Here is a 683-nt window from a genome sequence, read left to right on the forward strand (position 1 = left end):
CTGGGCGCCACTCAGCAGCCGCGCGACAACAACTACATCTCCCAGGCGATGGCGCTTGACGACCGCAACCGGATGCAGACCTACAACGCGGCCCTGCACATCGACGGGTCGATCGGTGCGGTCGATGTGGCCCTGATCACCGACTGGAAGCAGTTGAAGAAGTCGTTCCTGACTGACACCGCACTGGTGCCGGTAAACTTCCTGGGCGTCGCCAGCGATGCAAACACCCAGCAGTTTTCGCAGGAACTCCGGTTGTCCGGGAAAAGTGACAGCCTGAACTGGAGTGCAGGCGCCTATTATCTGAACCTCAATGCCAAGGACGCCAGCGGGTTCCTTGTTCCCGAGGGTTCGATCCTGGTCAATCCCCTTGGCTTGCCTCCGGGCGGCGGGGACCTGATCAACTTCAACCAGCTCAAGACGCAGTCCTTCTCGCTGTTCTCCCAGCTCGAATGGAAATTCGCTCCGCAGCTGACTTTGGTTGCCGGCGGACGAATCATCTTCGAACATCAAAGCTATTCCTACCGTTCGGCCCTGATCCAGAATGATCGCGACTATTATATCGACAGCGTCGAACTGGCTCCGCTGCCGGCCTATCAGAAGGCCGATGGCACGCTGATCTTCGATCCCTATCGCAACAAGCGGAGCAACAACCTGTGGGCCGGCAAGCTCCAGCTCGAATATCG

1 protein-coding gene is annotated in these 683 nt (G+C 58.6%); it reads left to right on the top strand.

Going from position 1 to position 683, the window contains the following annotated elements; translation table 11 throughout:
* On the top strand, positions 1 to 683 hold a 683-nt coding region (locus MRBLMA1_RS14060), incomplete at both ends, for a TonB-dependent receptor domain-containing protein (RefSeq protein ID WP_363737459.1).

It is taken from the genome of Sphingobium sp. LMA1-1-1.1, from assembly GCF_040676365.1.
GTDB lineage: Bacteria > Pseudomonadota > Alphaproteobacteria > Sphingomonadales > Sphingomonadaceae > Sphingobium.